The following is a 25015-nucleotide window of genomic DNA, read 5'->3' as shown; positions in this document are numbered from 1 at the left end:
CGGGCGTGTTCGGCTTCCAGCCCGGCCCGGCCGTCCGCCAGGTCACGGTGTGGCCGCTGTAGCCGATCCCGACGCTCGCGGTCTTCCTCGCCCCGGTAGGGTTCGCCTCCGGGAAGGGGAAGGTGAAGGGACCCGATGAGCAGGGATCGCAGCCCGCGCAGGCTCCGCAGGCGTGACCGGATCGCCCTCATGGCGGCCGCACTGACCGCTTTGTCGCTGACGGCGAGCGGATGTGTGGTGGTGCACGGGGAGCGCGAAGTGCTCCCCACCGCCACCCGCGCCGAGGCCGCCAAGGCGCTCACCGCGTTCACGACCGCGTACAACAAGGCCGACAAGGCCTTCGACAACTCCCTGGACGCGCCCTACCTCACCGGCCCGTTCGGCGACATCACCGCCGCGCGCCTGAAGGCCGGGCACGCCAACAGCCCGTCCGGCAACCCCGATCACGTGCCGCTGAAGCTGTCGGACGTGAAGATCACGATCCCGAAGAAGGCCGCCTGGCCGCGCTGGTTCGTCGCCGACGCGAAGGGCAACAAGACCGGGACCCTGCGCTGGCTGATGGTGTTCACCAAGGGCGACCTGGGCCAGCGCTGGCGGGTCGCCTACGTCACCCTCGTCGCGCCCGGCGCCGTACCGGAGTTCAAGACGGACCAGGACGGCTGGGCCGAAGCCGTACCGGCCGGCTCCCCGCAGCTCGCCGTCGCCCCCGGCAAGCTGAGCCAGGCGTACGCGACGTACCTGAAGAAGGGCGGTCAGACCTTCGCCGCCGGCAGGTACACCAGCGGCGAACGCGCCGACCGGGCCAAACGGGCCCGGAAGCCGGGCCTGGTCACCCAGTTCATCGACGGACCGCTCACCAGCGGCGGCTACGCCCCGCTGGCGCTGCGCACGGCGGACGGCGGCGCGCTGGTGTTCTTCACCACACACCACTACGAGAAGCAGACCGCCGCCAGCGGAACGACCGTCCCGGTCCCCAACAAGGACGTGCAGGCCCTGACCAAGGGCGAGGTCAACCAGTCCCTGACCCTGGAGTTCATGGCGGGCGAGGTGGCCTTGGACCCGGTGAGCAGCGGCGAGGTGTCGGTGCTGGGGCGGGTTCCGGGGCTGACTTCGGCCCAGGGCGAGTGATCAACGCCCTGAACTAGTGCCGCAGTGGCCAGGAAGCACCCTGGGGGGCAGCGCCCGCATACCGGGAACACGAGTCGGTGAGCGCCTCCAGCAGGCTCAACGGATCCGGCAGCGCATGCTCCGGTCCCCGCACCCACCGCACCGACTGGTCGTCACCGGGAAGCCGGGCCGGGGGCACCAGCACATAGGAACCCCGGCAGTGCCAGCGCAGCAACGGGTGCTCGTCCATGGTCTCGGGGTGGCAGTCCAGCTCGCACGGCCACCACTCGTCCTCGTCCTCGGGGGTGCCGCGGGTGAGGGTGAAGAACAGCATGCGCCCGTCGTCGCTCTCGGCGACGGGCCCCACCTCGATCCCGGAGCCGAGCAGCCGCTCCAGCGCCTCCCGGCCGGCCTCCAGGGGCACGTCCAGGACGTCGTGCACCATGCCGGTCGCGGTGATGAAGTTGGCCTGCGGCTGGTGCCGGGCCCAGCGCTCGATCTGCCCCCGGTCGGTGGTGGACTGCGTCTGCCAGGCGAACGACACCGGGTGCCGGGCCGGGGTGGGACAGCCGACGCGGTCGCAGGAACAGCGGTAGCCGGGGGCGGGGTGCGCGGCGGGGGCGAGCGGCAGGCCCGCACCGGCGGCGGCCAGCAGCAGGGCCTCACGGCCGCTGTCGTCGGCGGCCTCCTTCGGGCGGCGTCCACGCAGCCACTGGGAGAGTTTGCCCTGCCGGCCCGGACGGCCGCCGAACGTCGCGCTCATCTATCCCCTCGCCTCGCTGGTGTGCGGACAGTGTGCCCTATCGTCCCATCTTCATCTGCTTCGGGGCGGCTGGGGTGCGATTCCGTACGGTGCGTGGTCGACGGTCCACCGAGCCGGGGCTGTCAGGCGGACGGCTCCTGCCCGGCGTCCTCCGGCGGCCACTGGTCTCCCCACTCGGCGTCCCGGGCCGCCTTGTAGAGGTGGCCGTGACGCTTGGTGACCGTCGTGCGGGCCAGCCGTTCGTCGGGCTCGCACAGGTCCAGGAGCACCTGGCCCTTGCGGATCTGCGGGCGCCGGATCACGCGGGAGGGGGCCGGTGCGGCGGGCAGGCGGGTGGCGGCGACGTACGAGAACTTCTCGTCCTCGTACGGCAGGGTGCCGCCCTTGACCTGGCGGTGCAGCGAGGAGCGGCTCACCCGGGCGGAGAAGTGGCACCAGTCCCGGCCGGGCTCGATGGGGCAGGCGGCGCTGTGCGGGCAGGGGGCGACGACGTGCAGTCCGGCGCGGATCAGGCGGTCGCGGGCCTCGAGGACACGGGCGTAACCGGCCGGGGTGCCGGCTTCCACGATCACCACGGCCCGCGCGGCGGCCGCGGCGGCGTCGACGAGGGCGGCGCGGTCGGGCTCGGAGAGTTCGTTGAGGACGTACGACACCGTGACGAGGTCGGTGTCGTCCAGGGCGAGGTCGGCACCGATCCGGGCGCGCTGCCAGCGGGCGCCCCGCAGGTCCGGGTTGGCGGCGGCGATCTCCCGGCCGAGGGCGAGGGCGGGCTCGGCCCAGTCCAGCACGGTGACCTTGCGCTCGCCGGGCCAGGTCGCGGTGACGGCCCAGGTCGCGGCGCCGGTGCCGCCGCCGATGTCGACATGGCTGCCGGGGGTCCAGTCGGGGGCGGCCTGTGCGAACGCCTCCAGCGCGGAGTGGACCGCCGCGAAGGTGGCCGGCATGCGGTAGGCGGCGTAGGCGGCGACGTCGGCGCGGTCGCGGAGGATGGGGGCGTGGGTGGGGGTGTCGCCCCGGTAGCTGGCGATGAGCCTGTCGACGGCGCCGGCGGCCTGGGTGGGCGGGAGCCCGGCGAGCAGCTCCGCGAGGGCGCCGCGGAGGGCTTCAGCCGGTGGTACGGGGGCGTTCACCCGGCGATTCTATGGCGCCCTGCGCCGGTGCGGGCCCTGCTGGGGGCTCCGCCCCCAGGCCCCCGTTTCCCACTCGACCACCCGACCACCCGAAACTGTCCGCCCTGGGAGGGCACCGTCACGTCGGCCCCGCCCAGCCGGCTGGACAGTGGCCCTCAGACCACCGCCCGCGCCAATCGCGTCGCCAGTGCCGCCCTCGGCCCGTTGTCCGCCGGCCTGCGCCTCGGATGCACCCTGTTGGCCAGCAGGACCAGGAAGGTGTCCGTCCTCGGGTCGATGACCAGCGAGGTGCCGGTGAAGCCGGTGTGCCCCGCCGCCCCGTGGCCCGCGAGTTCGCCCATGAACCACGGCTGGTCGACGGCGAAGCCCAGGCCCGGCGGGGTCAGGAGCAGTTCCACGAAGTCGGGGCCGAGGATGCGGGCGGGGCCGTAGGAGCCCCCGGCCAGCAGGGCGCGGCAGAAGACGGCCAGGTCGCGGGCGGTGGAGAAGAGCCCGGCGTGCCCGGCCACGCCGCCCAGCGCCCAGGCGTTCTCGTCGTGGACCACGCCCCGCAGCATGCCGCGGTCCGCCTTGGCCCAGGGCCGCCGCTGGTCCTCGGTGGCGGCCGCGCCGGGGCACGGCCCGAAGCAGGTCGCCGTCATGCCGAGCGGCCGGGTGATGCCGTCCTGGACCAGGACGTCGAGGCCGCGGCCGGTGATCCGCTCCAGCACGCACTGGAGCAGCAGCATGTTCAGGTCGGAGTACAGAGGGCGGCCCGGCTCACCCGTCGGCGCCTCGGCGCGCAGCAGGGCCAGCCGTGAGGCGTCGTCGGGGCAGTCGTACAGCGGGAGTTCGGGGCGCAGCCCGGAGGTGTGGGTGAGCAGGTGCCGCACGGTGATGCCGTGGGCGGCCGCGGCGTGGAAGTCGGGCAGGTAGTCGCCGATCCGGGCGTCCATGCCGAGGGTGCCGCGCTCGATCTGCTGCACGGCGGCGACGGCGGTGAACAGCTTGGTGAGGGAGGCCAGGTCGAAGGGCGTGTCGACGGTGGCCGGGACCCGGGCGGAAGGCGGCAGTTCGACACCGTTGTCCGTCTCGGCGTCGTAGCCGGCGTAGCGGACGGCCCAGCCCGCGGCCTCGGCGACGGCGATCACGGGTCCGCGTCCGGCCAGCACGACGGCGCCGGCCGCCCAGGGGCGGTCTCCGGCGGTGAGGGCGTGCACCTCGCCGACCAGGTGCCCGAGTTCCACGGGGTCGAGCCCGGCCCGTTCCGGTGTGTCGGCGCGCAGTCTCGGTGCGCTCAGTTCTCGTCTCCTTCCGACCCCGCACATGTGTTCCCACGTGTGCTCCAGGGACGGCACATTCCCATGAAGGAGGCCGCCGCGACCAGCGCTGCCACCAGTTGGACCATCGCCATGGGTACGGCGGTGTGCTCTCCGGCGACGCCGACGAGCGGTGAGGCGACCGCTCCGACGAGGAAGGAGGACGTGCCGAGCAGGGCGGAGGCGGAGCCGGCGGCGTGCCGGGTGCGCAGCAGGGCGAGGGACTGGGCGTTGGGGAGGGTGACGCCCATGGCGGACATGAGGACGAAGAGCGCGGCGGCGACCGGCGGCAGACCGGCCTCGCCGAGCGCGCCGGTGGCCATCAGCAGCAGGGCGGTCGCGGCGAGCACGATCACCGCGAGGCCGCAGGCGAGCACCTTCTCCAGGGCGACCCGGCCGACCAGCAGCTTGCCGTTGACCTGCCCGGCGACCACCAGCCCGACCGAGTTGAGGCCGAACAGCAGGCTGAAGGTCTGCGGGGAGGCGCCGTAGATCTCCTGGACGACGAAGGGGGAGGCGGATATGTAGGCGAACAGCGCGGCGAAGGCGAAGCCGCCGGCCAGCATGTAGCCGGTGAAGGGCAGGTCGGTGAGCAGGCCGCGCATCGAGCGCAGGGCCTCGCCGGCTCCCCCGCTGTGCCGGTCGGCGGGCGGGAGGGTCTCGGGGAGCCGCAGCCAGACCAGGGCGCCCAGCAGTACGCCGACCGCCGTGAGCACCACGAACACGCCCCGCCAGTCCGTCACCCGCAGGATCTGCCCGCCGATCAGCGGCGCCACGATCGGCGCGACCCCGGAGACCAGCATCAGGGTGGAGAAGAAGCGGGCCATGGCCACGCCGTCGTACAGGTCGCGTACGACGGCCCGGGCGATGACGATCCCGGCGGCGCCCGCGAGGCCCTGGGCCAGCCGGAAGGCGACCAGCGTCCCGACGTTCGGCGCGAGGGCGCACAGGGCGGTGGCGAGGAGGTAGACGGCGAGGCCGGCGAGCAGCGGGCGGCGCCGGCCCCAGCGGTCGCTCATCGGGCCGACGACCAGCTGCCCGAGGGCCATGCCCAGCAGGCACGCGGTGAGGGTGAGCTGGACGGTGGCGGCGGGCGCGTGCAGGGACCCGGTGACCTCGGGCAGGGACGGGAGGTACATGTCCATCGCGAGCGGGGGTGTCGCGGTGAGTCCGCCGAGGACGAGCGTGACGAGCAGGCCGGTCCGGCGGGCGGCGGAGGTCGGGGCCGGGGTGGACGAGTGCTGGGTGTCCGGTGTCGGTGCCGCCGCGTGCTCGCGCATCCGTCCCCTCCCTCGGTGAAACGACCGCCTGCTGAAAACGACCGGCCCCTATGCTCTCAGCTCGTACACACTGCCGGGGCACACATGACCGAGGGGTGGGGCGATGGTGGAGCGGAAGGTGCGCTGGGGGATCCTGGCGACGGGCGGGATCGCGGCGGCGTTCGCGGCGGACCTGGTGGACCTGCCGGACGCGGAGATCGCGGCGGTGGCCTCGCGGCGGCGGGAGTCGGCTGAGGCGTTCGCGGAGCGGTTCGGGGCGGCGCGGGCGTACGGCGACTGGGAGTCGCTGGCGGCGGACGGGAACGTCGATGTCGTGTACGTCGCCACTCCGCACTCGGCACACCGCGCGGCGGCCGGGCTGTGTCTGGAGGCGGGGCGGAACGTGCTGTGCGAGAAGCCGTTCACGCTGAACCTGCGCGAGACGGAGGAGCTCGTCGCGCTGGCGCGGGAGCACGACCGCTTCCTGATGGAGGCGATGTGGATGTACTGCAACCCGCTCGTGCGGCGGCTGAAGGCGCTGGTGGACGACGGCGCGATCGGCGAAGTGCGCACCGTGCAGGCCGACTTCGGGCTGGCAGGCCCCTTCCCACGGGCGCACCGGCTGCGGGACCCGGCTCTCGGTGGCGGGGCGCTGCTGGACCTCGGCGTGTATCCGGTGTCGTTCGCGCAGCTGCTGCTGGGTGAGCCGGACGCGGTCGCGGGCAGCGCGGTGCTGTCGCCGGAGGGTGTCGACCTGCAGACGGGCGCGGTGCTGTCCTGGGAGAGCGGGGCGATGGCCGCGCTGCACTGTTCGATCGTCGGCGGTACGGGCGGCACGGCGTCGGTGACCGGTGCGCGCGGCCGGATCGACGTGCCGTCCGGCTTCTTCCACCCCGAGCGGTTCGTGCTGCACCGTGACGGCCGCGACCCCGAGGAGTTCACCGCCGACCCGGCCGACGGGCCGCGCAGCACTCTGCGGCACGAGGCGGTCGAGGTCATGCGGGCCCTGCGGGCGGGCGAGAAGGAGTCGCCGCTGGTGCCGCTGGAGGGTTCGCTCGCGGTGATGCGCACGCTGGACGCGGTACGGGAGCGGATCGGTGTGCGGTATCCGGGGGACGCGGCGACCGTCGCCGTCGGATAACCGTATGACGGACATGGCATTCCGCATGGCGGACTTGCCGCCTACGCTGCGGTGCCATGACTGACAGGCAATCGAAGATCGCGGTGGTGACGGGCGCCGGCTCCGGCATCGGGCGGGCCGTCGCCGTGGAGCTGCTGCGGGCCGGCTGGTCGGTGGCGCTGGCGGGCCGGCGCACCGAGACGCTGGAGGAGACGGCGGCACTGGCGCCGGGGGCCGCCGCGCTCGCCGTGCGCACGGACGTGTCGCGGCCCGGGGACGTGGACGCGCTGTTCGGGGCGACCGTGGAGCGGTTCGGGCGGGTGGACCTGCTGTTCAACAACGCGGGGACCTTCGGGCCCGGCGGGGTGCCGGTCGAGGAGCTGTCGTACGACGCCTGGCGGCACGTGGTGGACACCAACCTCAACGGGGCGTTCCTGTGCGCCCAGGCGGCGTACCGGCGGATGAAGGAGCAGGACCCGCAGGGCGGCCGGATCATCAACAACGGTTCCATCTCGGCGCACACCCCCCGCCCGCTGTCGGTCGCCTACACCGCGACCAAGCACGCCCTGACCGGCCTCACCAAGTCGCTGTCGCTGGACGGGCGGCCGTACCGGATCGCGGTCGGGCAGATCGACATCGGCAACGCGGCGACCGACATGACGGCCCGGATGCGGACCGGCGCGCTGCAGGCGAACGGTGAGGTGGTGCCGGAGCCGGTGATGGACGTGGCCGACGTGGCGCGGACCGTGCGGCACATGGCCGAGCTGCCGCTGGAGGCGAACGTGCAGTTCGCGACGGTGCTGGCGACGGCGATGCCGTACATCGGGCGGGGGTGAACCCCGTCTCCCCAAGCGGAATTCGAACATCCGCGGTATTGCGACATGTCCAGCCTATATGCTCAACTTTCCTTCACGAGAGCTTCACAGTTGAAGCACGGGGATTCCGTAAGCCATCACCGAGGGGGGAGGCGACGGCCGTTCCACCGGACCGGAGTTGGGGGTGGACCTCGCGACGGGACGCGAGGTACACACCGGTCCCGGTGGAGCGGCCGCCGCACTGTTCAGCGCCGGTGCCGGCCGCCGGGCTCCGGGGTTTCCGCAGGCCCCTCGGTGCCCTCCAGTCGCTCGGCCCTCCCGGCTCCCTCCGGCGCCTCGGCCGCCGCCGCGACCGCCCTGCGCCGCCGCTTGACCACCAGCGCCCCCGCCGCCGCCAGCAGCAGCGCCGTACCTCCCGCGCCCTCCACCAGCCGGCCGGTGGACGGGCGGCCGGAGCCGGAGCCCGGCGCGCCGGCCGCCGCCTGCGCCGCCTTCCCCGCGGGCGCCGGGCTCACCTTCGCCCCGCCCTCGCTGAGCGGCTCGACCAGGGTGCCCACGGCCTGCGCCGAACGCCCGCGCCCGAAGCCCCAGTCGAGCAGCGCGGCGGTCTGCTCGTAGACGGCGTTGCTGCCCTCGGCGGGGTGCATGACCGTCACCAGCAGGGTGCGCCCGCCCCGGGTGGCCGCGCCGGTGAAGGTGTTGCCGGCGTGGCTGGTGTAGCCGTTCTTGACGCCGATCAGGCCGTCGTACGTCCTCAGCCCCCAGGCCCCGGTCAGCAGGCGGTCGGTGTTCTGGATCTGGAAGGTCTTCTTGCCGCCCGCCGGGAAGTCGGCGGTCCGGGTGCCGCAGTAGCCGCGGAAGTCGGGGTCCTTCAGGCCGTGGCGGGCGAACAGCGTGAGGTCGTACGCCGAGGAGATCTGGCCCGGGTGGTCGAAGCCGTCGGGGCTGACCACATGGGTGTCCAGGGCCTGCAGGTCTTCGGCCTTGGCCTGCATCTCGGCGACCGTCCTGGCGATGCCGCCGTTCATATGGGCGAGCACGTGCACGGCGTCGTTGCCGGAACGCAGGAACACACCCTGCCACAACTGCTCGACGGTGTAGGTGATGCCGGGCTTGATGCCGACCAGGCTGGAGCCGGCCGGGACGTCGGAGACGTCCGAGTCCTTGACGGTGTACCGCGCGGTGCGGTCGAACTTCTTCAGCACGGTGTCCGCGAACAGCATCTTCAGCGTGGACGCGGGCGCGAGCCGCCGGTGCGCGTTGAACGCGGCGAGCACCTCGCCGCTCTCGCAGTCGGCGATGAGCCACGAGCGGGCGGTGAGCTTCTCGGGCAGCCCGGAGGCACCGCGCACCTGGACGCCGGTGCGGGCCAGTTGCTCGCCGCCGATCACGGTCGCGGCGGACGCCTCAGTGGTCGCGGACAGGGGAAGGGCGGCGGCCGTCAGTCCGAGGACGGCACGCCGGCTGAGCCGGGAACATTCGCGCACCCGGGGAAGGTACACCGCGCCCAGCAGCGGATTCCGCACCACGGGGCCGTCAGCGCCGTGGAATTTGCCACGTTATGAAAATCCGATGAGTTGCCCCGCTTTCTCAGCCCTTACACATCTTTTACCCAGGGCGGCTCAAGGGTTCCTCCCTACCTTGTGGCCGCGCCCGCAGCGGGCGCCAAGTACGTTCGAGGAACGGAACGTTCGGCTCTGTCCCAAGCGCGAGCTGAGCCGCCGCAAGAAGGCCGCTCTGGTCGTCGCGAGGGGTCCGGCGCTCGGTATCGCGCTGGTCATCACCGTCAACTCGGTGCCGGCCGGCATGACGCAGGCGCAGGACAAGGTCCTGAAATCGCTCTACGGCCTCGGCACCGACATGACCGTCACCAAGGCGCAGTCGGCGCCGAAGACGGGCAGCCGTATGCGCGGGAGCAGTACGCCCAGCGGCCGTACGCCGGAGGTGTCCGCCCAGCAGCCGTACGGCGGTTACGGCTGCTGAGACCGGCTGAGGCGGGGCCGCTCAGGTCCCGAGGATCCGGTCGATCTCGGCCAGTTGCCCGGCGGTGAGTGGGCCCTTCCCGATCGCCCCCGCGTTCGCCTCGGCCTGCGCGACGGACCGGAAGCCGGGGATGGGCACGGTGCGCGGACTGCGGGCCCAGATCCAGGCCAGAGCACCCTGGGCGAGGGTGCGGCCGCCGCTGGTGAGGACGTCCCGCAGGGCGTCGATCCGGGTCAGCCAGTCCTCGTCGGCCCCGGACCCGGCGCCGTCGTACCCCTGCAGCCAGGCCGGCGGCCGGCTCCGGATGTCCCCGGCCTCCAGCGCGCCGCTCCGCCGCCCGGCCAGCAACCCCATGGCCAGCGGGCTGCGGTTGATGCTCGCGAGGTCCAGCCGCTCGCACAGGCCGAGGAGCTGCGGCGCGTCCTGAAGCACATTCAGGGCGTGCTGTACGGCCGTGCAGTACGGGCCCTCGGCGAAGACGGCGGCACGGTCGGGGTCGTCGGTGCTCCAGGCGTAGCAGCGGATGAGCCCTTCCCTCACCAACTCCTCGCACAGGTCGCGGAGTTCGGCGGCGCGCGCCGGGTCGGCGTCGGACAGATGGAACTGGTACAGATCGATGTGGTCGGTGCCGAGGCGGCGCAGGGAGGCGGTGAGGGCGCGCCGGGCGTACTCCGGGGTGTCGTCGCTGCCGGTGAGGGTGCGGGTGTCCGGGTCGAAGACGTTGCCCCACTTGGTGGCGAGCACCACGCCGTCGCGCCGCTTGCCGAGGGCACGCCCGAGGACTTCCTCGCTGTGCCCGGTGCCGTAGCAGTCGGCGGTGTCGAAGAAGGTGACACCGAGGTCGAGCGCACGGCGGATCGCCCGCACGGACTCCTCGTCGTCCACCTTGCCCCACCCGAGCGGCTGCCCGTCGGCGGACTGCCACTCCCCGCCGATGGCCCAACAGCCGAAGCCGAGCGGGCTGACCTCGATACCGCTGCGTCCCAGGGTCCTTGTGGTCTCCATGCCCGAGGACGCTAGGAGCTGGAGCGCACGCGAACACAAGCCCCCGTGACGGCCCTTCCCGTGAAGGCCCTTTCGTGACGGCTCTGCCCGTGACGGCTCTGCCCGTGGCAGCCCTCTACGCCTGCCCGGTCTCGAACCGCGAGATCCGCCCGTCGTCCTCCACGGTGAAGGTCCACTTGGTGCGCATCTCGCCCCAGGTGTCGTTGCGGTAGCGGGCGAGAAGGGCCCGGCCGCCGGAGGACTCGTTGTCGACCTCCAGGTGACCGTGGGTGGAGAAGATCTCCTGGTCGATCCACTCGGCGAGGTCGCGGTCGGAGCCGTCGTCGGACATGGTGGCGCCGGGGGCGAGCAGCGCCATGAAGCCCTCCCGGTCATGGGAGTTGACGGCGTTGACGAAGGCCCGGACGGCCGGATCGCTGAGCTTGGCTGGCTGAATCGTCATGGCGCAAGGCTCACACCGCCGCCCCGACCCCGCCACCCGAACGCCACCCACGGCGGGCCGACGGGTGTCATACCTGCGACGCTGGAAACACGAGCCTCTCCGCCTCTGCTTGGGAGTCACCGTGAGCTGTTTCGACCGACGTGACCTGGGCCTGCTGCTGCTCCGGCTGGGGACCGGCGGGGTGCTGGCCGCGCACGGCACGCAGAAGCTGTTCGGCTGGTTCGGCGGGCACGGTCTGGAGGGCACCGGCCAGTTCATGGAGTCCGTCGGCTACGCGCCCGGCAAGGCGAGCGCGACGGCGGCGGGCCTCGCGGAGGCCGGCGGCGGTACCCTCCTCGCCCTGGGCCTCGCGACCCCGGCGGCGGGCGCGGCTGCGGCCGGGGCGATGGCCGGGGCGGCGACGGTCCACATGCCCAACGGCTTCTTCGCCCAGGAGGGCGGCTACGAGTACGCGGCGAGCCTCGGCCTGGCCGCAGCCGGCCTCGCGATCACCGGCCCCGGCCGCCTCTCCCTCGACCACGCCCTCGGCCACATCTTCGACCGTGGCTGGATGGTGCCGGTGGCCCTCGGGGTCACGGCGGCGGCCACGGCGGTGGTGATCGGGGCGCGGAACCAGCGGGTGCGGGTGAAGAAGGAGGGGGAGCAGGAGGTGTTGTTCGAGGAGTAGCCCCGTGGCTTAGGGCGGCTGCCCGGTTGCCCGGCATGACCGGTCCGACGGTGCCGTGGGCCATGGCAGGCTGCGGGGCATGACGGATCAGGACACCACCCCCACCGCCCCCGCGACCGCCACCACCCCGGCCGCCACCCCCGCCCTCTGGCCGGCCATCGACGAGCTCTGGTCCCGCCTGGAGGCCACCCGCAAGCACGCAGGCCAGGAAGGCGTCCTCCTCCGCGTCCTGAAACTCTCCGAGGAGGTCGGCGAGGTAGCCGAGGCGATCATCGGCACGACCGGCCAGAACCCCCGCAAGGGCGTCACCCACACGTGGGAGGACGTCCAGGCGGAACTCTGCGACGTGGTGATCACCGCACTGGTGGCGTTGCGAACGCTGACGCCCGAGGCGCGGGAGGTGTTCGAGGGGCATCTGGCACGGGTGCGGGACCGGCCCCTGGAACCGTCGGCGTAAACCGTCGGAGCGGCAGACGAGTCCGGCTGTAGGCCGGGGACCGCCGAGCGCTCGGCCAAGATCACCCCTGACCGTCACCCATCAACTTGCCGTCCGTCAGAGTCAAGCCCGGTCGCGGCGGATCAGTGCATCGTAGGCGCCGAAGTTGGGAACTGACTCCCAGTTGCCGGTGACGTCAATGCCGTGACGGCTTTCCTTGGATTCCTCGCCATCGACCTCCACAGTGCGCCGGATGATGCCATCGGTGGTGAACTCGTAGGATTCCATGCGTTCCGCGTCCGCATATCCACCTCGCTCCTGTGAATCGCTGTAGTCGTATGAGGTTGCCGTCTCCAGGAAAAGAGAGCCATTGATGAGGGTGAACGTGTAGTCGAGGGAGTCACGGCCGTACTCATCCATGAAAATGACCGAGGCGTACCCGGTTTCCAGGCGCATTTCCACGCGCAGCGTCGCGGCGGAGTGCTCATCGCGGAAGGCAACAGCGGTGTACAACTGGCCCGACTCGTGCATGCCTTGCGCCTGTTCGGGTGTCAGCGGGTTCATGGGCGTCTCGGTGAGGTTGTTCCACTGCTCGCAGTAGGTCCAGATCATGCCGCTCCCGAACTGCGGGCTCTCCAGCCACTAGACGACGGCGAGTTGGGCCCGGCCGACCCGGGGATCGATCAGGTGATCTTGGGAGTTAGCCAAGGCCAGTTGGGCCTCGACGGAGCGCGGGCCCGCCGCGCTCACCACTCGGCTTCGTCAACTCCCCTGGCGCCCGTCGGCCTCCCGCAGGGATCTGGCTCGCGACCTCCGGTTCTTCCTCGGCCGCCAGGTGATACTCGAGGGTGAAATGAAACCTCGTCCTCACCATAACCCGGAAATCAGCCACATGACACGAGAAGTAGCGGCGCACCAGAACATCACCGGTAACGAGGCGGACGCCGTCATAGCAGCGGCGCAGATCGCAGCAGCCCTTCAGGCTCGGTCTACCGGTCGGCGGCTCCGGTCGGCGACAACAGTCGCATGAGCAGCACCGAACGGACCGGCAGCACCGGCAGCGTCTCATCACTGTTCAGTGAAGCACTCGTCGCCGACGCACATGGCGCCTACGCCCGGCTCCGCGAAACCGCCCCGGTCCACCGCACCACCACTCCCGACGGCGAACCCGTGTGGCTGATCACCCGGTACGCCGAGGCCCGCGCCGCCCTGGCAGACCCCCGGCTCTCCCTGAACAAGGCGAACGCCAAGACCAGCGGCGAGTACAGATCCTCCATGCCGCCTGAGCTCGACGCCCACCTGCTCAACATGGATCCACCCGACCACACTCGCCTGCGCCGACTCGTCGCCAAGGCATTCACTCCCCGTCGCGTCGAAGACATGCGCATGCGCATCCAGAAGCTGACCGACGAACTCCTCACCACGATGACCGGCCCTCACGTGGACCTCGTCCACGCCCTGGCCGTCCCGCTGCCGATGGGCGTCATCTGCGAACTGCTCGGCATCCCGGAGACAGCGAGGCGCGACTTTCGCGCCTGGACCGACACTCTCTTCTCGCCGACGCCGGGCGGGGCAACGGAGTCACGCACGGCGATGAGGGAGATGCATCAATTCCTCAAAAGTGTCATAGAGGACAAGCGGAGCAGCCCGACCGAGGACCTTCTCTCAGCCCTCGTCCAGGCACGCGACGACCACGACGTACTCACCGAGCCCGAACTCGTCTCCCTGGCGTTCCTCACTCTGTTCGCCGGCTACGACAACGCCGTACACCTCATCGGCAACACAGCGCTGAGTCTGCTGCTGCACCCCCGGCTGCTCAGGGCAGTGCGAGGTGGCGCCGTCCCGATACGGTCGGTGGTCGAGGAGACGCTGCGCTGGAACCCCCCTTTCGTACTGGCAGTACGCCGCTTCGCCCTCGAAGACGTAAGCATCGGCAACGCTCTCATCCCAGCCGGCGGCCGCGTGTGGGTCTCCATCGCTTCGGCGAACCGGGACGGGAGGGAGTTCCCGTCTCCCGACGTGTTCGACCCAGGCCGTGCACCGACTCACCTGGCGTTCGGCTACGGAGTGCACTACTGCCTCGGCGCCCCGCTCGCGCGGATGGAAGCGGAAATCGCCGTACGGTCCCTTCTGGAACGGTTCCCTGTACTGGAACTGGCCGTAGCGGCTGACGAGCTGGAGTGGTGGCCGACGTTCCACAAACGGGGACTGCAAAGCCTCCCTGTACTGACTTACTGACGGCGCGAATAGCCCTGCAGGCAGGGGCAGACGAGTCGGGCTGTACGCCGGGTTCTGTTCCCCGGGGCCCTCGCGGGCGCCGGGGCGACGGCCATCCATCTAGGGCCGGTGTTGCCACCGGCCTCGTGCGGTCTACCCGCGGACTCGGGCGGGCAGCCCTCGAGCGTCCGCGCAGGAACACCGGGGTGTTCCCTTTTGACCTTGCTCCGGGTGGGGTTTACCTAGCTGCCCAGGTCACCCTGGGCACTGGTGGTCTCTTACACCACCGTTTCACCCTTACCAGGGGCCGGAGCCCCGGGCGGTCTGCTTTCTGTGGCACTGTCCCGCGGGTCACCCCGGGTGGCCGTTAGCCACCACCCTGCCCTGTGGAGCCCGGACGTTCCTCGGGAAGCCCCCTAGGGGGACTCCACGCGGCCGTCCGCCCGGCTCGTCTGCCGTGTCGACCATGGTACCGGGCGCCGGGAGCGGCGGGGACCGGCCGCCGCCGTCGCCAGGACCGAGCCCGTCAGGATCAGGGCGAAGGCCACGAGAACCGTCGCGGTCAGGCGCTCGTCCAGGAAGAGCGCGCCCGCCGCCACCGCCACCGCCGGGTTGACGTAGGTGATCACCGTCGCCCGCGTCGGACCCGCCTCCTTGATCAGCTCCAGGAACGCCACGAAGGCCACCGCCGTGCAGAGCACGCCCAGGCCGGCCAGCGCCGCCAGGGCGGAGGAGGAGGGGACCGAGGTCGGGCGCGTCGCCATCGCCATCGGGGCGTAGACGACCGCGGCCAGGGTCAGGCAGGCCGAGGTCAGGTGGAGGGACGGGACGTCCTTCATGCGGCGCGCGGCGATCAGCGGCGCGGTCGCGTAGCCGACGACCGTGACCAGCACCTCCGCCAGGGAACGGGCGTCGCCGCCGGTCAGGTGGGGCAGGGTCAGGACCGTCACGCCCGCCAGGCCCAGGGCGAGGCCGGTCAGGCGGCGGGCTCCCAGGTGCTCGGTGTCGCCGAGGAAGCGGGCTCCGATCACGCCCACGATCGGTACCCCCGCGATCAGCAGGCCCGACGTCGAGCTGGACAGGTGCCGTTCGGCGTCGGTGAGGGTGAACCAGGGGACCATGATCTCCAGGCACGCGAAGGCCAGCAGGGGGCGCCAGTGGGTGCGCACGGTCCGGGGCAGGCCGCCCTGGCGCAGGGCGAAGGGGAGCAGGAGGGCCGCGCCGAGCGCGCAGCGCGTGAACACCAGGACCGGCGGGGACACCTCGGTCACCGCCACCTTGATCAGCAGATAGGGGATGCCCCAGATCACTCCCATGAGGGAGAACAGGAACCAGCCGCGTGCAGTCATGCGGTGAGTTTCGGCCACCCCGTCAGCGGGTGTCTTGAACGCTGTTGCGGTACGCCGCCGGCGTCACCCCGAGCACCCGGCGGAACCAGCGGGTCAGGTGCGCCTGGTCGGCGAAGCCCACCAGGCCCGCCACCTCCGCCGGCCGCAGGCCCGCCTCCAGCAGGCCCCGCGCCCTGCTCACCCGGTGCTGGGCCAGCCAGGCGTACGGCGGTATGCCCATCGTCGTACGGAAGGCCCTCAGGAGCTGGTAGCGGGACAGGCCCAGCTCGGCGGCCAGGCCGGCCAACGACGGCGGGGCCGTGAGGTCGTCGGCGAGGCGGTCGCGGACCCGCATCGCGATGGCGAGCGCGCCGGGGATCTCGTCGGAGGCGGAGCGGGCGGTGGAGTGGCGGCGGGCCAGGGCCGTCAGCAGCCAGGGCAGCACGGACTCGGCCTCCAGGGGGTCCGGGCAGGTGCTCAGCCGGGTGTGGGCGCGGCGGAGCGCGGTGGCGAGTCGGGGGTCGTCGAGGAGGGGTTCGCGGAAGTGCGGGAGGCCGCCGAGGGTGCCGTCGGCCAGCAGGGACGGATCGGCGTACAGGGCGCGGTAGGCGTAACCGTCGGTGGCGTTGCCGGGGCCGCCGGTGTGCATCTCGCCGGGGTCGAGGACGACGATCGTGCCGGGGCCGGTGCGGATGTGGCCGCCCCGGTAGTCGATGATCTCGCTGCCGCCGACGCAGACCCCGATCGTGTACTCGTCGTGGGCGTGCGGGGCGTAGGTGTGCCGGTGGAAGTCCGCCGTCAGCAGGTCCAGCGGGGGCCCGCCATGGCCCAGCCGGGCGCGCGTCCACAGCGCCCGTTCCGCCGTTTCCGCCCGTTCCGCCGTTTCCGGCCTTTTCGCCGGCTCCGCGATGTCCGTCATCCGCGTCACCCCTTCCGCCAAGAGTGCAACGCCTCCGGGTCCGCTTCCATGCCGCGGGGGCTTCAGGAAAGCTTCAGGGAGCCATGCGCTCCAGCGCTGCGAACGCCGACTCCAGGCGCCGCCGGTGGTCCCGTGCCACCTCCTCCACCGGGTCCCCGGCGAGCAGCCGGCGCGCGGAGGTGACGAAGACCGTGCGGTACGCCGCCACGGTCAGGGCCGCCAGGAGGTGCGGGTCCGGTGCGCCGGTGCCGGCGAGGGCGCCGGCCAGTGCCTCCTCCACCTCCTCGGCGCCCTCACGGGCGCGGGCGCGCAGGGCGGGCGAGGCGGTCACGGTCCGCCAGAAGGGCGGGAAGGTCTCCCCCACCCCGCTCAACGGGTGCCGCCCGTCGAGGAGTTGGCGCGCGAGCCGGTGCAGGGCGGCCAGCGGGGTCTCGTCCGGCGCGCGCTGCCGTACGGCCGTGGCGACCAGCTCGACGGCCTCCGGGATGCGGTCGAGGAACAGGTCCTCCTTGCGCGGGAAGTAGTTGAAGACGGTCATCGCCGAGACGCCGGCCGCCCGGGCCACTTCGGTGACCGGCACCGCGTCGAAGCCCCGCTCCACGAAGAGCGCCGTCGCGATGTCCGAGAGCCGCTGCCGCGTGGCCCGTTTCTTGCGCTCCCTCAGCGGAAGCTCCTCGTCCTGTTCCTCGCTCATGCAGAAACTATAGCCACTCAAAACTTTTAGTGACTACAGTGATGGCCATGACGACGGACTACGGGGATGACGGCGTGACGGACAACGGCGTGACGGATTACGACGTGACGGACTACGACGTCGTGGTGGCCGGTGCCGGCCCGGTGGGTCTCTTCCTCGGCTGCGAGCTCGCGCTCGGCGGGGCGCGGGTGCTGGTCGTGGAGCGGCTGACCGAGGTGGACGAGACGATCAAGGCGGGCTCGGTCAACATCCCGAGCGCCGTCGCCTTCTACCGGCGGGGGCTGCTGCCCGAGATGACGGCGGTGTGGGAGGCGGCGCGGGAACGGATGCGTGCCTTCAAGGGCCGCGGCGACGGCGGCGAGGCCAAGGGCGCCATGCGGACCCCGCCCAAGTTCGCCGGGCACTTCGCCGGGATCATGATGGATCCCGACCTCTTCGACGGCTCCGACCCCGCCTGGGCGGACGTCGGCCCCGCCGCCGACAGCGGGCTCGGCGTGCCCCAGGCCGAGCTGGAGCGGATCCTGGCCCGGCGGGCCGCACGGCTCGGGGTGGAGGTGCGCCGGGGCGTGGAGCTGACCGGTTTCGACGCCGACGCGGACGGGGTCGCCGTACACACCGGTGACGGGACGGTCCGGGCCGGCTGGCTGGTCGGCTGCGACGGCGGCCGCAGCACCGTCCGCAAGCTCGCCGGGTTCGACTTCCCGGGCACCGACCCGGAGATCACCGGCTATCAGGCGGTCGTGGAGATGTCCGGCGACGAGCGGCTGGGCGTGGGCTGGAACACCACGGACGTGGGGACGTACGTCAACGGGCCGTTCCCCGGCCGGGTCCTCAGCGTGGAGTTCGACGGGCCCCCGGCCGACCGGTCCGCCCCCGTCACCGCCGAGGAGCTGCAGGCGAGCCTGCGCCGGGTGTCGGGCGTGCCCGAGGTCACCGTCCACAAGGTGGTCACCGCGACCCGGTTCACCGACAACGCCCGCCAGGCCACCGAGTACCGCAAGGGCCGGGTGCTGCTCGCGGGCGACGCGGCGCACGTGCACTCGCCGTTCGGCGGGCAGGGGCTCAACCTCGGCATCGGGGACGCGATGAACCTGGGCTGGAAGCTGGCCGCCGTCGTGCGCGGTACGGCACCCGAGTCCCTGCTGGACACCTACACCGCCGAGCGGCACCCGATCGGCGCCTGGGTGCTCGACTGGACCCGGGCCCAGATCGCGGTGATGCGCCCGGACCGGCACGCCCGCGCCCTGCGCCGGGTGGTCACCGACCTGGCGCTGACCACGACCGGCACGACGTACCTCGTCACGCGGATCTCCGGCGTCTGGCAGCGCTACGACCTGCCCGGCGACCACCCGCTGACCGGCGCGAGCGCGCCCGACCTGGAGCTGTCCGACGGCACCCGGCTCGGCGAGCACCTGCACACCGGCCGCGCCCTGCTCCTCGACCTCGCCGACGACGCGGGGCTGCGCGCGCACGCCGAGGGGTACGGCGACCGGCTGGACGTCCGCACCCTCGCCTGCCCGGACCGCCCCGGCCTGAAGGGTCTCCTGGTACGGCCCGACGGGTTCGTGGCCTGGGCCTCCGACGCGGAGAGCCGCGACGACACCAAGGGACTGCCGGAGGCGCTGGAGCGGTGGCTCGGCATGCCCCGAGCCGCGGCTTGACTGGATCTCGCGGTCGGTTCGCAGACGTCGGTGCGGCTGGAGCCGGCCGAGCCCGTCGCCCACCGGTCGTTCCTCGGCCGTCCCCGGCAGATGCGCGTGGTGCGGCTGCACGCCGACGGCGCCGGCGGCCTCGTGCGGGCCCTCGTGCCGCAGTTGAGCCCTCACGCCACGGTGAAGAGGATCTTCGTCGTACCCGGCTCGGCCCGGCTGAGCCGTACCCGCAGGCGTTCGCCGAGCGGCAGCCGGTCGCCCTCGACGCGGCCGATCACGGCGGGCGAGTCCACCTGCACGGTCCCCACGGTGGGCCGGTGTTCGTCCACGTCCACCACACAGCCGACGAAGACGTCCCCGACCCGGTCCTTGAGCAGGGCCGCCTCGACGATGTCCACGCACTCGCGCTCGACCGTGCCGGTGATCCGGGCGCCGTCGGCCATCCGCCGGGGCAGCGCGTCGAGCACGGTGAGCACCCAGTCGGGCGGGGGCTGACCGGCCATGGCGGCCAGGCAGATCTCGGAGGCGTAGCGGTCGGCCAGGCGGCGCAGCGGGGCGGTGCAGTGGGTGTAGGGGGCGGCGACGGCGGCGTGGGTCGTGATCGCCGGGAGGACGCCGTCGCGGAAGACGGCATAGCCGGCGCCGCGCAGCAGGGTGGTGCACTCCTGGAGGAAGGCCGCGTGGTGGGTGTCGTGCGGGTCCAGGGTGCGGATGAGGGCGGCGTACGACACGTGGTGCGGCCAGTCGATGTGCAGCGCGGTCGCGGTGCGGCGCAGGCGGGCGACGGCGCCGTCCGGCGCGGCGGGGAGGGTGCGCAGGACACCGGTTCCGTACGCGAGCATCAGGTCGGCGGCGGCCATCCCGGTGAGGAGCGAGAGCTGGGCGTTCCAGGCCTCGGCGGGCAGCGGGGCCCGGTAGCCGAGGACATAGGTGTGGTCCTGCTCGGTGATCCGCTGCTCCGGCACGTTCAGGGAGATGCCGCCGCGCCCGGCCTCCTGCCGCTCCCGGGCCTCGCCGATCTCCTTGAGGAGCGCGACGGGCTCCTCGGCGGTCTTGGCGTCGATCTCTCGCTGCACGCCCGCGTAGTCGAACCTGGCCCGGCTGCGGACCAGGGCACGGCGCACGTCGACGGCGACGGTACGGCCCTCCGCGTCCAGGTCGACCGTCCACAGCACGGCCGGGCGGACCTGGTGCGGCAGCAGGCTGGCCGCGCCCTCGCTGAGCACGGTGGGGTGCAGCGGGACCTTCCCGTCGGGGAAGTACAGGGTGTTCACCCGGCGGTGCGCCTCCGCGTCCAGTGCCCCGCCGGGTACGACGAAGGCGGCGACGTCGGCGACGGCGTACCGGACCCGGTAGCCGGTGCCCTGCCGGGACAGGTGGGCGGCCTGGTCGAGGTCTGTCGAGGCGGGCGGGTCGAGGGTGAAGAAGGGGATGTCGGTGGCGTCGTACGACGGCAGGACGGGCGCTTCAGCCGCGCGCTCGGCCTCCGCCCGGGCCTCCGGCGGGAAGGCGTCGAGCAGGCCGAGTTCGGCCCGCAGGGCAGCCAGGGCGGCCCGCAGCGGCGCCTCGGGGGCACCGGTCACGCGGATCCTGCGGCGGGGCATACAGCGAGCGTAGGTCGCGGGCGCGCGGGGGGCACGCCGTACGCTGTCGCGGAGGTCTACGTGAGGAGTACGTGTTGCTGGTCCTGCTGCCGCCCTCGGAAGGCAAGGCGAACTCGGGCCGGGGCGCCCCGCTCGAGCTCGGGTCGCTGTCCCTGCCGGGGCTGACCGCCGCACGGGAGGCCGTGCTCACCGAGCTGGTCGAGCTGTGCACCGGCGACGGGGAGAAGGCGCGCGAGGTGCTCGGGCTGAGCGAGGGGCTGCGCGGCGAGGTCGCGAAGAACGCCGGGCTGCGCACGGCCGGTGCCCGCCCGGCCGGGGAGATCTACACCGGTGTCCTGTACGACGCCCTGGGCCTGGCCACCCTGGACGCGGCGGCGAAGAGGCGCGCGGCCCGGTCGCTGCTGGTCTTCTCGGGGCTGTGGGGCGCGGTGCGGGTGACGGACCGGATCCCGTCCTACCGCTGCTCGATGGGCGTGAAGCTGCCGGGACTCGGGGCGCTGGCCGGGCACTGGCGGGCGCCGATGGCCGAGGTGCTGCCTGAGGCGGCCGGTGACGGCCTGGTACTGGACCTGCGTTCCTCCGCCTACGCGGCGGCATGGAAGCCGAAGGGCGAGCTCGCGGGGCGCACGGCGACCGTACGGGTGCTGCACGCGCCGACCCGGAAGGTGGTCAGCCACTTCAACAAGGCGACCAAGGGCCGGATGGTACGGAGCCTGCTGACGGCCGGGGCCGCACCCAAGGACCCCGCCGGGCTGGTCGAGGCGCTGCGGGAGCTCGGGTACGTGGTGGAGGCGGAGGCGCCGGGCAAGGCGGGCAAGGCCTGGTCGCTGGACGTGCTGGTGGAGGAGATCCACTGAGGGTCCTTTGACCTGCCTTCGACCGGTAGCATTGCAGCATGCGCAACGCTCATTGCGTGTGCTGCAGCCGCTGGGCACGATGAGCGCATGAGCTCACCGCCGCCCTCCCCTTCCCCTGCCTCCATGCTGGATCTCGCCCCCGTCGTGCCCGTGGTGGTCGTCTCCGACGCCGCCGACGCCGTACCGCTGGCGCGGGCGCTGGTGGCCGGCGGGCTGCCGGCGATCGAGGTGACGCTCAGGACGCCGGGGGCGCTGGACGCGATCCGGGCGATCGCCGGTGAGGTGCCCGGGGCCGTGGTCGGCGCGGGCACGGTGCTCACGCCGGAGCAGGTCGGCGCGTGTGTGGGGGCGGGGGCGCGGTTCCTGGTCAGCCCGGGGTGGACGGACGCCCTGCTGACGGCGATGCGCGGGTCCGGGGTGCCGTTCCTGCCCGGGGTGTCGACCACCTCGGAGGTCGTGGCGCTGCTGGAGCGCGGGGTGCGGGAGATGAAGTTCTTCCCGGCGCAGGCGGCGGGCGGTACGGCGTACCTGCGGTCGCTGGCCGGACCCTTGCCGCAGGCTCGCTTCTGCCCGACCGGCGGGATCGGTCCGGCGAACGCGCCGGAGTATCTGTCGCTGCCCAACGTCGGCTGCGTGGGCGGCAGTTGGATGGTCCCGGCGGACGCGGTGGCCGCCGGGGACTGGGCCCGGATCGAAGAGCTGGCGCGGGGCGCGGCACGGCTCGGCGGACTCGGCGACGCGGGCGGGGACGCAGGTCGGCTCGGGGACGCAGGTGCGGACGCGGGCGCGGACGCAGGTCGGCTCGGGGACGCGGGCCGGCTCAGGGGCGCAGGTGGGACGTGTCGTTGAAGAGGCGGACGCTGGCGTTTCCGTCCGCGTAGTACGCCACCGCCGACAGGGAGGCGGCCGACAGCTCCATCCGGAACAGGGACTCGGGCGGGGCGCCGAGGGCCAGGCGGACGAACGTCTTGATCGGGGTGACGTGGGTGACGAGGAGGACCGTCCGGCCCGCGTACGCCGCGACCAGCTTGTCCCGGGTGGCGGCGATGCGAGTGGCCGTCTCGGCGAAGCTCTCGCCGCCGCCGGTGGGGTGGGCCTCCGGGTCGGCGAGCCAGGCGTTCAGGTCGTCGGGGTGGCGCTCGCGGACCTCGCCGAAGGTGAGGCCCTCCCAGGCGCCGAAGTCCGTCTCGCGCAGGCCCTCCTCGATCGTCACGTCCAGGCCGAGGCGGGCGGCGACGACGGCGGCGGTCTCCCGGGTGCGGGCGAGGGGGGAGGCGAGGACGGCCTGGACGGTGCCGCGCCTGGCGAGTGCCTCGGCCGTGCGGTGGGCCTGTTCGCGGCCGGCGGCGGAGAGGGACGGGTCGGTGCCGCCGCTGCCCGAGAAACGCTTCTGCGGGGTGAGGGGGGTCTCGCCGTGCCGGAGCAGCACGAAGGTGGCGGGGGCGCCGAGGTCGGGGGCGCTGCTCCAGCCAGGGCTGCTGGACAGCTGCGGCGCGCCGCCGGCGGACGGAGTGCTGGACAGCTGCGGCGCGGCGGCGGACGCCGGGGCGTCCAGGGCCGCCGTGGACTGCGAGGGCGACCACTGTTCGCCCCTCGACCCCGCGTCCATCGCCTCGTTCGCCAGGCGGTCGGCGTGTTTGTTCTGTTCGCGGGGGATCCACTCGTAGGTGACCTGCTCCGGTGGGAAGACGGAGCGGGCCTGGGTCGCCAGGGGCTTCATGTCGGGGTGCTTGATCTTCCAGCGGCCCGACATCTGCTCGATGACGAGCTTGGAGTCCATGCGGACGTGGATCCGGGCCGCCGGGTCGAGGGCGCGGGCGGCGCGGAGCCCGGCGACCAGGCCCCGGTACTCGGCCACGTTGTTGGTGGCGACGCCGATGTACTCGGCCACCTCGGTCAGCGGCTCACCCGTGGCCGCGTCGCGGACCACCGTGCCGTAACCGGCGGGCCCGGGGTTGCCCCGCGACCCGCCGTCCGCCTCGATGATGAACTCCCGCACCCCTGAAGCCCCTTACCGACTCTTACAGACCCGACTCGGCCGTGCGCACCAGGATGCGGCGGCAGTTCTCGCAGCGCACCACGGTGTCCGGCGCCGCCGCGCGGATCTCGTTCAGCTCGGTGATCGCCAGTTCCTGGCGGCAGCCCTGGCAGGTGCGGGCGTACAGCTTGGCCGCGCCGATGCCGCCCTGCTGCTCGCGCAGCTTGTCGTAGAGCTTCAGCAGGTCGGCGGGGATGGCGCCCGCGATGACCTCGCGCTCCTTGGTCACCGTCGCCACCTCGCCGTCGATCTCCTCGAACGCGGCGTCCCGGCGGGCGCTCGCGTCGTCGATCTTCGACTGGACGGAGGCGACGCGCCCGGTCAGCTCGGTCACCCGCTCCTGCGCGGCCTCCCGGCGCTCCATGACCTCCAGCACCACGTCCTCCAGGTCGCCCTGCCGCTTGGCGAGGGAGGCGATCTCGTGCTGGAGGTTGGCCAGGTCCTTGGGCGAGGTGACCGCGCCGGAGTCCAGGCGCTGCTGGTCGCGGGCGGCGCGCTGGCGCACCTGGTCCACGTCCTGCTCGGCCTTGGTCTGCTCGCGGGCGGTGTCGCTCTCCTCGGTCTGCGCGGCGACGAGCAGGTCCCGCAGCTGGGTGAGGTCCTTGTTCAGGGAGTCGATCTCGGCGTGCTCGGGCAGGGACCTCCGCCGGTGCGCGAGCTGCTGCAGGCGGACGTCGAGGTCCTGGACGTCGAGGAGTCGGATCTGGTCGGCGGGCGCGGCGTTCAGTTGGGGGCTCCCGGGATTCAGCTAGAGGTGGCGATGGACGCCGCGTGGGCGGTCCAGGGGTCGGTGACCGTCTTGGAGACGTGGACGCGCAGGTCCCAGCCGTGGCGGTCGGAGATCTCGTCGAGCTGGCTCGCGGCCAGCTCGCACCAGGGCCACTCGGTGGCCCAGTGCGCCGCGTCGAGCAGCGCGAGGGGGCTGTGCGCGACGGCCTCACTGGCCGGGTGGTGGCGCAGGTCGGCGGTGAGGAAGGCGTCGACACCGGCCGCGCGGACCTGGTCGAAGAGGCTGTCGCCGGAGCCGCCGCTGACGGCGATCGTGCGGACGACGGCCTCGGGGTCGCCGGCCACCCGGATGCCCTGCGCGGTGGCGGGCAGCCGCTCGGCGGCGCGCGCGGCCAGTTCGCGGACGGTCACCGGGTGGTCGAGCTCGCACACCCTGCCGATGCCCCGACGCCCGGCCGGGTCGGTCGGGTCCGGCACCAGGGGGCGTACGACGCGGAGGTCCAGCGCGCCCGCGAGCGCGTCCGAGACGCCCGGGTCCGCCGTGTCGGCGTTGGTGTGGGCCACGTGCAGCGCGATGTCGTTCTTGATCAGCGTGTGCACGGCACGGCCCTTGAAGTGGTCCGCCGCGACCGTGGTCGTCCCGCGCAGATAGAGCGGGTGGTGGGTGACCAGCAGGTCGGCGCCGAGCTTCACCGCCTCGTCGACGGTCTCCCGCACGGGGTCGACGGCGAACAGGACCCGGGTGACCTCCTGGTCGGGGTCGCCCACGACGGTGCCGACCGCGTCCCAGGACTCGGCCCGCTCGGCGGGCCACAGGTTCTCCAGCGCGGCGATGACTTCAGACAGACGGGGCACGAAGGCAAGGCTACCTGGCTGGTCCGGGCCGCCGTACCGCATCCGTCCGGTCTGGGCCCGGTCAGCACAAAGGCCCCGGTTTCCTCAGGTGAATCGC

At 72.8% G+C, this 25015-nt stretch carries 23 protein-coding genes, 1 other RNA gene and 4 pseudogenes; 12 read left to right on the top strand and 16 right to left on the bottom strand.

The genetic code is table 11. The annotated features are described in order from the left end of the window. Positions 1-2: 2 nt before the first annotated feature. A pseudogene (locus ABB07_RS41040) lies at positions 3-176 on the top strand (iron transporter); the annotation flags it as partial. Beyond that, on the top strand, positions 136-1128 hold the full coding sequence (locus tag ABB07_RS27395; protein ID WP_208901205.1) for an SCO2278 family lipoprotein: 993 nt from the start codon (positions 136-138) through the stop codon (positions 1126-1128). The pseudogene ABB07_RS41040 and the gene ABB07_RS27395, both read left to right, overlap by 41 nt. Before the next feature lie 13 nt (positions 1129-1141). Here the strand turns inward: ABB07_RS27395 and ABB07_RS27390 are convergent, their stop codons facing one another. The 4 genes from ABB07_RS27390 to ABB07_RS27375 form a co-directional block, all read right to left on the bottom strand. Next, positions 1142-1870, bottom strand: coding sequence for a bifunctional DNA primase/polymerase (locus ABB07_RS27390; protein WP_208901204.1), 729 nt, complete (start codon positions 1868-1870; stop codon positions 1142-1144). Between the two features lie 122 nt (positions 1871-1992). Further along, positions 1993-3000: a small ribosomal subunit Rsm22 family protein gene (locus tag ABB07_RS27385; RefSeq protein WP_208901203.1), complete on the bottom strand. Its 1008-nt coding sequence runs from the start codon at positions 2998-3000 to the stop codon at positions 1993-1995. 155 nt (positions 3001-3155) lie between these two features. Continuing rightward, complete coding sequence (locus tag ABB07_RS27380) at positions 3156-4307, bottom strand: serine hydrolase domain-containing protein (RefSeq protein WP_208901202.1); 1152 nt, start codon at positions 4305-4307, stop codon at positions 3156-3158. Next, positions 4277-5578, bottom strand: a complete 1302-nt coding sequence (locus ABB07_RS27375) for a multidrug effflux MFS transporter (RefSeq protein WP_208901201.1) — start codon at positions 5576-5578, stop codon at positions 4277-4279. Before ABB07_RS27375 ends, ABB07_RS27380 begins: the two co-directional genes overlap by 31 nt. Before the next feature lie 103 nt (positions 5579-5681). Between ABB07_RS27375 and ABB07_RS27370 the strand changes: the two genes are divergently transcribed. Then, positions 5682-6698: a Gfo/Idh/MocA family protein gene (locus tag ABB07_RS27370; RefSeq protein ID WP_208901200.1), complete on the top strand. Its 1017-nt coding sequence runs from the start codon at positions 5682-5684 to the stop codon at positions 6696-6698. Between the two features lie 56 nt (positions 6699-6754). Further along, positions 6755-7513 carry an SDR family oxidoreductase gene (locus tag ABB07_RS27365; protein ID WP_208901199.1) on the top strand — a complete coding sequence of 253 codons (759 nt, stop codon included), beginning with the start codon at positions 6755-6757 and terminating at the stop codon, positions 7511-7513. 224 nt (positions 7514-7737) lie between these two features. Here ABB07_RS27365 and ABB07_RS27360 read toward each other — a convergent pair whose 3' ends face one another. Then, positions 7738-8979, bottom strand: coding sequence for a D-alanyl-D-alanine carboxypeptidase family protein (locus ABB07_RS27360; RefSeq protein ID WP_208901198.1), 1242 nt, complete (start codon positions 8977-8979; stop codon positions 7738-7740). A 226-nt stretch (positions 8980-9205) separates the two neighbouring features. Here ABB07_RS27360 and ABB07_RS27355 point away from each other — a divergent pair. Continuing rightward, positions 9206-9397: pseudogene (locus ABB07_RS27355) on the top strand (ABC transporter permease); the annotation flags it as partial. Between the two features lie 99 nt (positions 9398-9496). Here the strand turns inward: ABB07_RS27355 and ABB07_RS27350 are convergent. Further along, complete coding sequence (locus tag ABB07_RS27350) at positions 9497-10480, bottom strand: aldo/keto reductase (protein ID WP_208901197.1); 984 nt, start codon at positions 10478-10480, stop codon at positions 9497-9499. A 115-nt stretch (positions 10481-10595) separates the two neighbouring features. Then, on the bottom strand, positions 10596-10922 hold the full coding sequence (locus tag ABB07_RS27345) for a nuclear transport factor 2-like protein (RefSeq protein ID WP_208901196.1): 327 nt from the start codon (positions 10920-10922) through the stop codon (positions 10596-10598). A 121-nt stretch (positions 10923-11043) separates the two neighbouring features. Here ABB07_RS27345 and ABB07_RS27340 point away from each other — a divergent pair, with 121 nt between their 5' ends. Together ABB07_RS27340 and ABB07_RS27335 are read left to right on the top strand one after the other, a co-directional pair. After that, the gene (locus ABB07_RS27340; protein ID WP_208901195.1) at positions 11044-11589 is read left to right on the top strand and encodes a DoxX family membrane protein; all 546 of its coding nucleotides are present in this window, start codon (positions 11044-11046) and stop codon (positions 11587-11589) included. A 79-nt stretch (positions 11590-11668) separates the two neighbouring features. Continuing rightward, the gene (locus ABB07_RS27335) at positions 11669-12046 is read left to right on the top strand and encodes a MazG-like family protein (protein ID WP_208901194.1); all 378 of its coding nucleotides are present in this window, start codon (positions 11669-11671) and stop codon (positions 12044-12046) included. A gap of 102 nt (positions 12047-12148) precedes the next feature. Here ABB07_RS27335 and ABB07_RS27330 read toward each other — a convergent pair whose 3' ends face one another. Further along, entirely contained in the window at positions 12149-12637 is a 489-nt protein-coding gene (locus ABB07_RS27330) for a hypothetical protein (protein ID WP_208901193.1), read from the bottom strand. Between the two features lie 142 nt (positions 12638-12779). On the opposite strand from ABB07_RS27330, the pseudogene ABB07_RS42055 reads away from it, so the two are divergent. Continuing rightward, a pseudogene (locus ABB07_RS42055) lies at positions 12780-13055 on the top strand (DUF6545 domain-containing protein); the annotation flags it as partial. Further along, positions 13052-14263 (top strand): cytochrome P450 family protein, encoded by a 1212-nt coding sequence (locus ABB07_RS27325; RefSeq protein WP_208901192.1) that lies wholly within the window; start codon positions 13052-13054, stop codon positions 14261-14263. The pseudogene ABB07_RS42055 and the gene ABB07_RS27325, both read left to right, overlap by 4 nt. A gap of 27 nt (positions 14264-14290) precedes the next feature. Here the strand turns inward: ABB07_RS27325 and rnpB are convergent. The 4 genes and pseudogenes from rnpB to ABB07_RS27300 form a co-directional block, all read right to left on the bottom strand. Next, positions 14291-14693: RNase P RNA component class A (gene rnpB, locus ABB07_RS27320), an RNA gene on the bottom strand. Positions 14694-14811: 118 nt separating this feature from the next. Then, positions 14812-15558 (bottom strand): annotated as a pseudogene (locus ABB07_RS42050) (DMT family transporter); the annotation flags it as partial. A 55-nt stretch (positions 15559-15613) separates the two neighbouring features. Further along, complete coding sequence (locus tag ABB07_RS27305) at positions 15614-16489, bottom strand: AraC family transcriptional regulator (protein ID WP_208901190.1); 876 nt, start codon at positions 16487-16489, stop codon at positions 15614-15616. A 73-nt stretch (positions 16490-16562) separates the two neighbouring features. Then, a complete protein-coding gene (locus tag ABB07_RS27300; RefSeq protein WP_208901189.1) occupies positions 16563-17183 on the bottom strand; it encodes a TetR/AcrR family transcriptional regulator in 621 nt (206 codons plus the stop codon). A gap of 47 nt (positions 17184-17230) precedes the next feature. Here ABB07_RS27300 and ABB07_RS27295 point away from each other — a divergent pair, with 47 nt between their 5' ends. Next, positions 17231-18844, top strand: a complete 1614-nt coding sequence (locus ABB07_RS27295) for an FAD-dependent monooxygenase (protein WP_208901188.1) — start codon at positions 17231-17233, stop codon at positions 18842-18844. Between the two features lie 161 nt (positions 18845-19005). On the opposite strand, the gene ABB07_RS27290 is transcribed toward ABB07_RS27295, so the two are convergent. Next, positions 19006-20439 (bottom strand): RNB domain-containing ribonuclease, encoded by a 1434-nt coding sequence (locus ABB07_RS27290; protein ID WP_208901187.1) that lies wholly within the window; start codon positions 20437-20439, stop codon positions 19006-19008. A 74-nt stretch (positions 20440-20513) separates the two neighbouring features. On the opposite strand from ABB07_RS27290, the gene yaaA reads away from it, so the two are divergent. Then, complete coding sequence (gene yaaA, locus ABB07_RS27285) at positions 20514-21296, top strand: peroxide stress protein YaaA (protein WP_208901186.1); 783 nt, start codon at positions 20514-20516, stop codon at positions 21294-21296. Between the two features lie 87 nt (positions 21297-21383). Beyond that, the gene (gene eda, locus ABB07_RS27280; protein WP_208901185.1) at positions 21384-22145 is read left to right on the top strand and encodes a bifunctional 4-hydroxy-2-oxoglutarate aldolase/2-dehydro-3-deoxy-phosphogluconate aldolase; all 762 of its coding nucleotides are present in this window, start codon (positions 21384-21386) and stop codon (positions 22143-22145) included. On the opposite strand, the gene ABB07_RS27275 is transcribed toward eda, so the two are convergent. The 3 genes from ABB07_RS27275 to ABB07_RS27265 are packed head-to-tail and all read right to left on the bottom strand — an operon-like array spanning position 22117 to position 24918. Beyond that, complete coding sequence (locus ABB07_RS27275) at positions 22117-23295, bottom strand: bifunctional RNase H/acid phosphatase (protein ID WP_208901184.1); 1179 nt, start codon at positions 23293-23295, stop codon at positions 22117-22119. The two genes, eda and ABB07_RS27275, sit on opposite strands and share 29 nt — an antisense overlap. Before the next feature lie 22 nt (positions 23296-23317). After that, a complete protein-coding gene (locus ABB07_RS27270; protein ID WP_208903648.1) occupies positions 23318-24061 on the bottom strand; it encodes a zinc ribbon domain-containing protein in 744 nt (247 codons plus the stop codon). Positions 24062-24078: 17 nt separating this feature from the next. Continuing rightward, complete coding sequence (locus tag ABB07_RS27265; protein ID WP_208901183.1) at positions 24079-24918, bottom strand: Nif3-like dinuclear metal center hexameric protein; 840 nt, start codon at positions 24916-24918, stop codon at positions 24079-24081. Positions 24919-25015 lie beyond the last annotated feature (97 nt).

The sequence above is a fragment of the Streptomyces incarnatus genome (genome assembly GCF_001027185.1).
Classification (GTDB): domain Bacteria; phylum Actinomycetota; class Actinomycetes; order Streptomycetales; family Streptomycetaceae; genus Streptomyces; species Streptomyces puniciscabiei.
Note: the sequence above shows the minus strand (reverse complement) of the source record. Positions and strands in the feature narration are given on the sequence as shown.

Excerpts from the sequence above, each read along its gene's own strand:
- ABB07_RS27370 (WP_208901200.1), top strand. The coding sequence starts at position 5,682 with ATGGTGGAGCGGAAGGTGCGCTGGGGGATCCTGGCGACGGGCGGGATC.
- ABB07_RS27295 (WP_208901188.1), top strand. The coding sequence starts at position 17,231 with ATGACGACGGACTACGGGGATGACGGCGTGACGGACAACGGCGTGACG.
- ABB07_RS27345 (WP_208901196.1), bottom strand. The coding sequence starts at position 10,922 with ATGACGATTCAGCCAGCCAAGCTCAGCGATCCGGCCGTCCGGGCCTTC.
- ABB07_RS27350 (WP_208901197.1), bottom strand. The coding sequence starts at position 10,480 with ATGGAGACCACAAGGACCCTGGGACGCAGCGGTATCGAGGTCAGCCCG.
- ABB07_RS27335 (WP_208901194.1), top strand. The coding sequence starts at position 11,669 with ATGACGGATCAGGACACCACCCCCACCGCCCCCGCGACCGCCACCACC.
- ABB07_RS27395 (WP_208901205.1), top strand. The coding sequence starts at position 136 with ATGAGCAGGGATCGCAGCCCGCGCAGGCTCCGCAGGCGTGACCGGATC.
- ABB07_RS27390 (WP_208901204.1), bottom strand. The coding sequence starts at position 1,870 with ATGAGCGCGACGTTCGGCGGCCGTCCGGGCCGGCAGGGCAAACTCTCC.
- ABB07_RS27290 (WP_208901187.1), bottom strand. The coding sequence starts at position 20,439 with ATGCCCCGCCGCAGGATCCGCGTGACCGGTGCCCCCGAGGCGCCGCTG.
- ABB07_RS27365 (WP_208901199.1), top strand. The coding sequence starts at position 6,755 with ATGACTGACAGGCAATCGAAGATCGCGGTGGTGACGGGCGCCGGCTCC.
- ABB07_RS27375 (WP_208901201.1), bottom strand. The coding sequence starts at position 5,578 with ATGCGCGAGCACGCGGCGGCACCGACACCGGACACCCAGCACTCGTCC.
- ABB07_RS27305 (WP_208901190.1), bottom strand. The coding sequence starts at position 16,489 with ATGACGGACATCGCGGAGCCGGCGAAAAGGCCGGAAACGGCGGAACGG.
- ABB07_RS27330 (WP_208901193.1), bottom strand. The coding sequence starts at position 12,637 with ATGATCTGGACCTACTGCGAGCAGTGGAACAACCTCACCGAGACGCCC.
- eda (WP_208901185.1), top strand. The coding sequence starts at position 21,384 with ATGAGCTCACCGCCGCCCTCCCCTTCCCCTGCCTCCATGCTGGATCTC.
- ABB07_RS27300 (WP_208901189.1), bottom strand. The coding sequence starts at position 17,183 with ATGAGCGAGGAACAGGACGAGGAGCTTCCGCTGAGGGAGCGCAAGAAA.
- ABB07_RS27380 (WP_208901202.1), bottom strand. The coding sequence starts at position 4,307 with ATGTGCGGGGTCGGAAGGAGACGAGAACTGAGCGCACCGAGACTGCGC.
- ABB07_RS27325 (WP_208901192.1), top strand. The coding sequence starts at position 13,052 with ATGAGCAGCACCGAACGGACCGGCAGCACCGGCAGCGTCTCATCACTG.